Below are 7,324 nucleotides of genomic sequence, written 5' to 3' on the forward strand. Positions count from 1 at the left end.
GGTGCGGTCGCCCGACTCTGCCCCAGGGTGTCCGCACCACAGGTCATCTCCGCTCGCGGCGGTGATATCCGCTGCCCTCGTGCCACGACTCGATCACCAGGTGGTCGGGCGGATCGCCGACTCGAGTCAGCACCGCCTCGCTGATGTCCAGCCGGAAGAACCCGGAATCAGGCATCTGTGTGTCCGCCGGTGGCGGCACCTCGACGGCCCGGCCCGCGAGCTTCGCATCGCCCTCCCACGCCTGGGGCGACTCCGACGGCGGCTCCAGCGTCGGGCTGTGCATCGCCACCCGCGGGTCGCGACGTATGTCTAGCAGCTTCCGCGCACCCGGCATCGACCCGAACATCAGCTCGCCGTCGTCGAATTTCGCCTCGGTGCCGCTCACCCTCGGCGACCCGTCCTTGCGCAGTGTCGCCAGCACCTTGTTGGTCCCCGCGTCGAAGCGCGCCCGCACCCGCGCCGCGAACTCCGGCGCATCACTCTCGATCTCCCGCCAACTCGCCATACCGAAGACCTTAGGAGCGGGGTACGACAAAACTAGAACGTCGTGTACTCCTGCCGGGCCAGCGTGAAACCGTGCCCACTCGGTGCGTGCGTACACCGGACCCCGGCGCTGGCGCTCGTACACACGAAGTCTCCGACCTGGGCGGCCTTGCCGTACGCCAAGATCTCGGCCGACCCCATCACCGTGTCGCCGGCGCACGTCAGCGTCGCCGCCTGCGCCGTCACCGTCACCGCGTTTCCCCACGCCTGCCGGCAGTCGGCCGGCTTGGCCGGCGGCTTCCAGGTCTTCTCGCCGATGTCGCACCGCGCCGACTCGGTGGTGACCATGCAGCCGATGTTCTTGGACGGCAACGTGAACTGGCGCGGCGTGGTCGGGCCACCGAGGCCGGTCTTGGGCTCGGCCGAGCCGGAGGAACTCGGAGAGTCGGCCGATCCACCACACCCGGCCAGCGCGAACACCACGCAGAGAAGCACCAGAGCACGCGCCATCCCGGCAGGATAGGGGCTTGACGGGTAACCGGTCGAGGGCGGACGGTCGAGGCGATGAGCACCAGAGAGATCCACGAGTCGTTGCCACCGGCGCTGCGGGATGCCGCGGACGACTTCGGGCTGCACCTGGCCCGCGTGGACAACCGGTCGGCGCACACGGTTCGCGCGTACCTCGGTGATGTCGTCTCTCTTCTCGATCACGCGGCGAAGGACGGTTGCGCGGGGCTGGACGATCTGGACATCACCGTCCTGCGGGGGTGGCTGGCGGCGCATCACTCGAGGGGCGCGGCGCGTACGTCTCAGGCTCGGCGGGCCGCGGCGGCCCGGACCTTCACGGCATGGGCGCACCGGTCGGGGCGGATCACCAGTGACGCCGGCGCGCACCTCGCCAGTCCCAAGGCGCACCGCGACCTGCCGACGGTGCTGCGTGCCGACCAGGCAGCGGAGTTGGTCGAGGCCACGGTCTCCACCGATGAGACGCTCGCGTTGCGCGACCGGGCCGTGCTGGAGGTGCTTTATGCGACCGGCATCCGGGTGAGCGAGCTCTGCGGGCTGGACCTGACCGACGTCGACGACTCCCGGCGGGTGGTCCGGGTCTTCGGCAAGGGCGCCAAGGAACGCATGGTGCCGTACGGCCTGCCGGCTCAGCGCGCCCTCGACGCCTGGCGTGAGCACGGCCGCCCGCACCTCACCAGTGACGGGCAGGCGCTCTTCGTCGGCGCCAAGGGTGGGCGCCTGCAGCAGACCGTCGCCCGCCGGATCGTGGCGACCGCGGCCCGTGTCGCCGGCCTGCCGCACACCAGCCCACACGACCTGCGCCACTCGGCCGCCACCCATCTGCTGGACGGCGGCGCCGATCTGCGCGCGGTCCAGGACCTGCTGGGTCACGCCTCGCTGTCGAGCACCCAGATCTACACCCACGTCTCCACCGAGCGCCTGCGCGCGGCTTTCCGCCAAGCCCACCCGCGCGCCTGACATCACTTACGATCGACACGTGAGCGCCGCAGATCCGCCGTTGTCCATCGCCGGCGCGCGTCTCCTCTTCTCACTCGACCCGGCCGTGTCCTATCTCAATCACGGTTCCTTCGGCGCGATGCCGATCCCCGTGCAGCGCACCCAGCAACGCCTGCGCGACGAGATGGAGTCGAACCCGGTCCGGTTCTTCAGCCAGGGCCTTCACGATCGCGTCGCGCACACCCGGCGCCACCTCGCCACCTTTCTCGGCGCCGACCCCGAGGGCAGCGCGCTGGTCGGCAACGCCACGTCCGGCGTCGCGCTGGTTCTGCAGTCGCTGCGGCTGGGTTCGGGCGACGAGGTGCTGCTGACCGACCACTCGTACGGCGCGGTCGGGTTCTCGGTCCGGCGGCAGTGCCGGCGCTCGGGCGCCACCGCACGCACCGTCGCGATCCCGCTCGGTGCGTCGGAGGCCGAGATCGTCGAGCGCATCCGCACGGCGCTGCGTCCGGGTCGCACCAAGCTCCTGGTCGTCGACCAGCTGACCTCCGCAACGGCAACGATCTTCCCGGTACGAGCGATCGCCGCGGCAGCGCGTGCCCACGAGATCCCCGTGCTGGTCGACGCCGCCCACGTCCCGGGCATGCTGCCGGTCGACGTCAACGCGATCGGCGCCGACTTCTGGGTCGGCAACCTGCACAAGTGGGCCTTCGCCCCGCGTGGGACCGCCCTGCTCTCGGTGGCTCCGGCCTGGCGCCGGCGGATCGATCCGCTGGTCGTCTCGTGGGAGCACGACCGCGGTTTCCCGTGGCACGTCGAATCGCAGGGCACACTCGACTACACGGCGTGGCTCTCCGCGCCGTCCGGCCTCTTCGTCCTGCGCACGCTCGGCGTCGACGCGGTCCGGCAGCACAACGCGGCGCTCGCCGCCTACGGCCAGCGGGTGGTCGCCGACGCGCTCGGTGTCGCACCCGAGGAGCGCCCCGAGCCGGGCGACCCGGCGGCCGCGATGCGCCTGGTTCCGCTGCCGACCGGCATTGCGACCACCGAGCCGGAAGCGTCCGTCCTGCGCGACCGCATCGCCGACAAGATCTCGGTGGTGACGGCGATCAACGCGTGGGGCGGCCGGGGTTGGCTGCGGCTGAGCGCCCAGGTCTACAACCGCCCGGAGGAGTACGACCGCCTGGCCGAACTGCTGCCCGGCCTGCTCAGCACCCGAGACTGAACGGGCCCGCCGACGTATCAGGGGCACCTCGACGCGAATGTCACAGCGGCTTGAGTCGCACCTGTCCGAGGCCCAGCAAGAGCAGCGGATCCAAGTAGGCCGACCCGCGCCGCAGGCCCCAGTGCAGGCACGCCTCGACCGCACAACCCGGGTGGCCGGCCGCGAGAGTCCCGATGGACTCGCCCGTGCCGACGACGTCGCCGACGGTGACGGTTGACAGAACCGGCTCGTAGGTCGTCCGGAGTCCACCCTGGTGCTCGACGCTGACCACGCCGCGACCGGCGACCAGACCAGAGAACACCACCCGTCCAGGGCCGGCCGTTCCCACGATCGTTCCGGGCGACGACGCGAGATCAACGCCCCGGTGCCCGGCAAGCCAAGGCGCCGGCGGCGGATCGAAGGCGCGCATCACCCGACCCGAGGCCGGTGCAGCAAAGGCCGGGGCACCCAAAGCCGGCGACGGCGCATCAAGAGCCGACACGGCGACGGCTGGCCCAGCAGAAACCGGGGCAAAGGCCGGTCCAACGGAGGCCGGCGCAACGGAGGCCGGCACCGGGGCCGACCCGCTTTTGGAACCGTAGGCCGGCCCGACCAGAGCTGCCCGAACGGGAGCGCCCACCGCTGGATGCTCCGGCAAGGCCAAGGCAACCGGCGCGCTGAACGAAACGAGAAGGGACGCCAAGAGCAGTGAGGGCATGCGCCGCAGCATGCCGAAAACGGCCGAGGCCCGTGGGACCCCTGTGGATAACCCCGGGTCAGCCGCCGAAGCCGGCGTTGTCCGGCAGGGAGATGTCGGGCTTCTCGAGCTCCTCGACGTTGACGTCCTTGAACGTCATCACCCGCACGTTCTTCACGAACCGCGCCGGCCGGTACATGTCCCAGACCCAGGCATCATGCATCTCGACCTCGAAGTACACCTCTCCGTCGGAGTTGCGCACGTGCAGGTCGACCTGGTTGGCGAGGTAGAAGCGACGCTCCGTCTCGACCACGTAGGAGAACTGGCGGACGATGTCGCGATACTCCCGGTAGAGCTGCAGCTCCATCTCGGTCTCGTACTTCTCGAGATCCTCTGCGCTCATCGCTCCTCGCCCTCCATTGCCTCATCTTCCCCCACCGGGGTCGCGGGCCGCGACGGCTCGCCCGACGCCACGCCGACGGTACCCTCCGTCGCAGGCCAGAGCGTAAGCGCCTCGGAGGTGTCGGCCACGGCCGGGCGACGCGCCCGCGGCGGCCGGTTGACCCGGCCGGAGGCGGTCGCCACGTTCACGTACGAGAACCGGTGCTCGACGCACGGCCCGTGCCGGGTCAGCGCGGCGCTGTGCTCGTCGGTGATGTAACCCTTGTGCTCGGCGAAGCCGTAGTCCGGAAAGCGGCCGTCCAGCTCCACCATCATCCTGTCCCGCGTCACCTTGGCCAGCACGCTGGCCGCCGCGACGCACGCGGCCACCCGATCACCCTTCCACACCGCCAACCCCGGCGCGCCCAACCCGTCGACCGGGAATCCGTCGGTCAGAACGTACTCGGGGCGGGTGGTCAGCAATGCCAGCGCGCGTCGCATCGCGCTGAGGTTGCACACGTGCAGGCCGCGCTGGTCCACCTCGGCCGGCGGGATGATCACGACCGACCAGGCCAGCGCACGCTTGACCACCTGGTCGTAGACGCGCTCGCGGGCCAGGGCGGTGAGCAGCTTGGAGTCGGCGAGCTCGTCGATCTCGCCGCGTTTGCCCTCGGGCAGGATCGCGGCCGCGGCCACCAGCGGGCCCGCGCAGGCGCCCCGCCCGGCCTCGTCGGCCCCGGCCACGTGCCGGAAGCCACGCCGCTGCAGGGCCCGCTCCATCGCCCAGAGGCCGGCCTCGCGGCGGATGACGGTGCGCGCGGGGGTCAGCATGAGATCAGCCGCCGCAGGAGCGAGGCGAGCTCGAGGGGGTAGAACGTCTCGTCCGTGGCGTCGAGCTCGGCCGCGGACCACCACCGGTGCCCGTCGATCGTGCGCTGCTCCTCGGCGTCCATGCCGGCCGTGGAGACCTCCCACGATGGCACCTGGAGATAAAAGAACTCCTGGTCCTGGCGGTAGTCCCGGCCGTCGTAGCTGAACTCCGTCACCTGCTGCCACACGGGGCGACCAAGGTCAGCGGGTGGCACGCGCAGCCCGGTTTCCTCGAAGAGCTCCCGCGCCGCGCCCTCGGCCGGACTCTCCCCGGGGGAAAGGCCGCCGCCGGGCGTGAACCACCAGCGCAATGAAGGGCGGGCCGGGTCGGTGCCGCGCAGCAGCAGGGCGCGGCCGGAACCGTCGACGAGCACGACGCGTGCGGCACGGCGGTCGAGGACGGTCACGCCAACAGCTTATTGCGCCCGCGGTCGATCTTTCGAACGGCGGGGGGTCACTTGGCCGGGGCGGGAGCGGGGACGCCCTCGAAGGTCGGCGGCACGGACAGCCACGTCGCCCTGTTGACCGGCCAGAAGATAGTGAAGGCGCGGCCCACGATCGAGTCGGCCTTGATCGTGGCCTCGTCGATGTTCTGGCTCGTCTCCCAGTGCTCCAGGGAGTCGGCGGAGGCCTCGCGGTGGTCACCCATCACCCACAGGCGCCCAGTTGGGACCGTGATGTTGAAGGGCTCGTCGGCCGCCGCGTTGGGCGTGCCGTCCGCGTCGCGGTAGATGTACGGCTCGTCGAGCGCGCGCCCGTTGACCGTGATCCGCTGCTGCCCGTCGCAGCAGACGATGTGGTCGCCACCGGTGCCGATGATGCGCTTGATGAAGTCCTCGCCCTCGGTGCCGCTCTGCCACTGCTGGGGCGCCTTGAAGACGACGATCTCGCCCCGCCGGGGCTCACGGAAGTCGTAGACGAGCTTGTTGACCAGCACCCGGTCGAGCACGTTGAGCGTGTGCTCCATCGAGGGCGACGGGATGTAGAAGGTCTGCAGCACGAACGCTCGGACCAGGACGGCGACCAGGATCGCCACCCCGACGAGAATCGGCAGCTCGCGCCAGAAGGATCCGCGGCGCTTCTCGGTCTGCTCGTCAATCACGATCGGAGCCTACGTGCCCGTGGCGAGAACGTCAGTCCAGAACGCGCGGAGAGTCCCGCAGTTAACAGGAACGGCAGGATAAGTGCACCGGTTTCCGGATCGGGCCGATCCCCGCCCGCGGGCGCCGCGGCGGTCGGCTTGGCCGCGGCGAAGGTCTTCCAGTTGTCCGGGACGTCCAGGCCGGTGAAGCGCTTGCTCGGCCAGACGATCACGAACGCGCGGCCGATCACGTTGTTGACCGGCACCGGGCCCTGACATCGGGCGTCCTGCGAGACGCCGCGATGGTCGCCCATCACGAACATCTGCCCGGGCGGGACGGTCACCTCACCGAAGACGCGGCTGCTGCACTGGCCGGCGACGGGCGGGGCGTCCAGCGAGCTGTTCTCGAAGATGTACGGCTCGGTGATCGACTTGCCGTTGACCTTGATCCGGCCCTGGTTGTCACAGCAGGCGACTTTGTCCCCCTCGAGGGCGATCACCCGTTTGATGAAGTCGCGCTCGCCGGGCCGGCTCACCCCGACCAGGTCGCCGATGGTGCGGCCGAGCTTGGCGCCGAACGAGTTGCTCAGCGGCTCGCCGTTCACCTCGGGCAGCCACTTGTCGGTGCCGCGGAACACCACGATCTCGCCGTAGGTGGGGTCGCGCATGTCGTAGACGACCTTGTTCACCAGCACCCGGTCGCCGATCTCCAGCGTCTGCTGCATCGACCCGGAGGGGATGAAGAAGGCCTGGACCAGGAAGGTCCGGATCAGCACGGCGAGGCAGAACGCCACCACCAGCAGCAGTGGCAGCTCCTGCCACAGGGGCATCTCCTTGCGCCGGATCACCCGGCCGCGTCGCCGCTGGCTGGACACCCCGCCGCCACGATAGCCGTCCATCTGTCCCACGCTACGCATCTCCTGCCGCCGTCCGGACGGGCCCCGGATACAGCACTACCGCCCGGACACGCCGTCTGGACGTGGTCGGGCGGTAGTGCGAACGATGTTCCATCCGTCACTGGCGCAAGAGTAGTTCGCTCTCGGCGCATTTGACGGATCGATGATCGTCAGCTGACGGTCTGCTTCTCCCGAAACTTGTTGATCACGATAATTTCCAAGTTTTAAACAAGGATATAATGCAGTTT

At 70.0% G+C, this 7,324-nt stretch carries 10 protein-coding genes; 2 read left to right on the plus strand and 8 right to left on the minus strand.

Annotation, left to right across the window (positions count from 1 at the left end):
- Positions 1-43 precede the first annotated feature (43 nt).
- Positions 44-505, minus strand: coding sequence for a pyridoxamine 5'-phosphate oxidase family protein (locus tag AB0M20_RS18525; RefSeq protein WP_364299620.1), 462 nt, complete (start codon positions 503-505; stop codon positions 44-46).
- Positions 506-537: 32 nt separating this feature from the next.
- Positions 538-993, minus strand: a complete 456-nt coding sequence (locus AB0M20_RS18530; protein WP_364299622.1) for a DUF6636 domain-containing protein — start codon at positions 991-993, stop codon at positions 538-540.
- Positions 994-1,047: 54 nt separating this feature from the next.
- Between AB0M20_RS18530 and AB0M20_RS18535 the strand changes: the two genes are divergently transcribed.
- Together AB0M20_RS18535 and AB0M20_RS18540 are read left to right on the plus strand one after the other, a co-directional pair.
- Positions 1,048-1,968: a tyrosine recombinase XerC gene (locus tag AB0M20_RS18535; RefSeq protein ID WP_364299624.1), complete on the plus strand. Its 921-nt coding sequence runs from the start codon at positions 1,048-1,050 to the stop codon at positions 1,966-1,968.
- A gap of 19 nt (positions 1,969-1,987) precedes the next feature.
- On the plus strand, positions 1,988-3,172 hold the full coding sequence (locus AB0M20_RS18540) for an aminotransferase class V-fold PLP-dependent enzyme (protein WP_364299626.1): 1,185 nt from the start codon (positions 1,988-1,990) through the stop codon (positions 3,170-3,172).
- Between the two features lie 40 nt (positions 3,173-3,212).
- On the opposite strand, the gene AB0M20_RS18545 is transcribed toward AB0M20_RS18540, so the two are convergent.
- The 6 genes from AB0M20_RS18545 to lepB (AB0M20_RS18570) form a co-directional block, all read right to left on the minus strand.
- Positions 3,213-3,725, minus strand: a complete 513-nt coding sequence (locus tag AB0M20_RS18545) for a peptidoglycan DD-metalloendopeptidase family protein (protein WP_364299636.1) — start codon at positions 3,723-3,725, stop codon at positions 3,213-3,215.
- 202 nt (positions 3,726-3,927) lie between these two features.
- Complete coding sequence (locus tag AB0M20_RS18550; RefSeq protein WP_285682857.1) at positions 3,928-4,251, minus strand: DUF2469 domain-containing protein; 324 nt, start codon at positions 4,249-4,251, stop codon at positions 3,928-3,930.
- Positions 4,248-5,060 carry a ribonuclease HII gene (locus AB0M20_RS18555; RefSeq protein ID WP_364299629.1) on the minus strand — a complete coding sequence of 271 codons (813 nt, stop codon included), beginning with the start codon at positions 5,058-5,060 and terminating at the stop codon, positions 4,248-4,250. Before AB0M20_RS18555 ends, AB0M20_RS18550 begins: the two co-directional genes overlap by 4 nt.
- Entirely contained in the window at positions 5,054-5,506 is a 453-nt protein-coding gene (locus tag AB0M20_RS18560; RefSeq protein WP_364299631.1) for an NUDIX hydrolase, read from the minus strand. Before AB0M20_RS18560 ends, AB0M20_RS18555 begins: the two co-directional genes overlap by 7 nt.
- Positions 5,507-5,553: 47 nt before the next feature.
- On the minus strand, positions 5,554-6,201 hold the full coding sequence (gene lepB / locus AB0M20_RS18565) for a signal peptidase I (RefSeq protein ID WP_364299633.1): 648 nt from the start codon (positions 6,199-6,201) through the stop codon (positions 5,554-5,556).
- Positions 6,198-7,079, minus strand: coding sequence for a signal peptidase I (lepB, locus tag AB0M20_RS18570; RefSeq protein WP_364299635.1), 882 nt, complete (start codon positions 7,077-7,079; stop codon positions 6,198-6,200). The genes lepB (AB0M20_RS18565) and lepB (AB0M20_RS18570) overlap by 4 nt, the downstream gene beginning before the upstream one ends.
- Between the last annotated feature and the right edge of the window lie 245 nt (positions 7,080-7,324).

It is taken from the genome of Actinoplanes sp. NPDC051633 (genome assembly GCF_040681735.1).
In the GTDB taxonomy this organism is placed as follows: Bacteria; Actinomycetota; Actinomycetes; order Mycobacteriales; family Micromonosporaceae; genus Actinoplanes.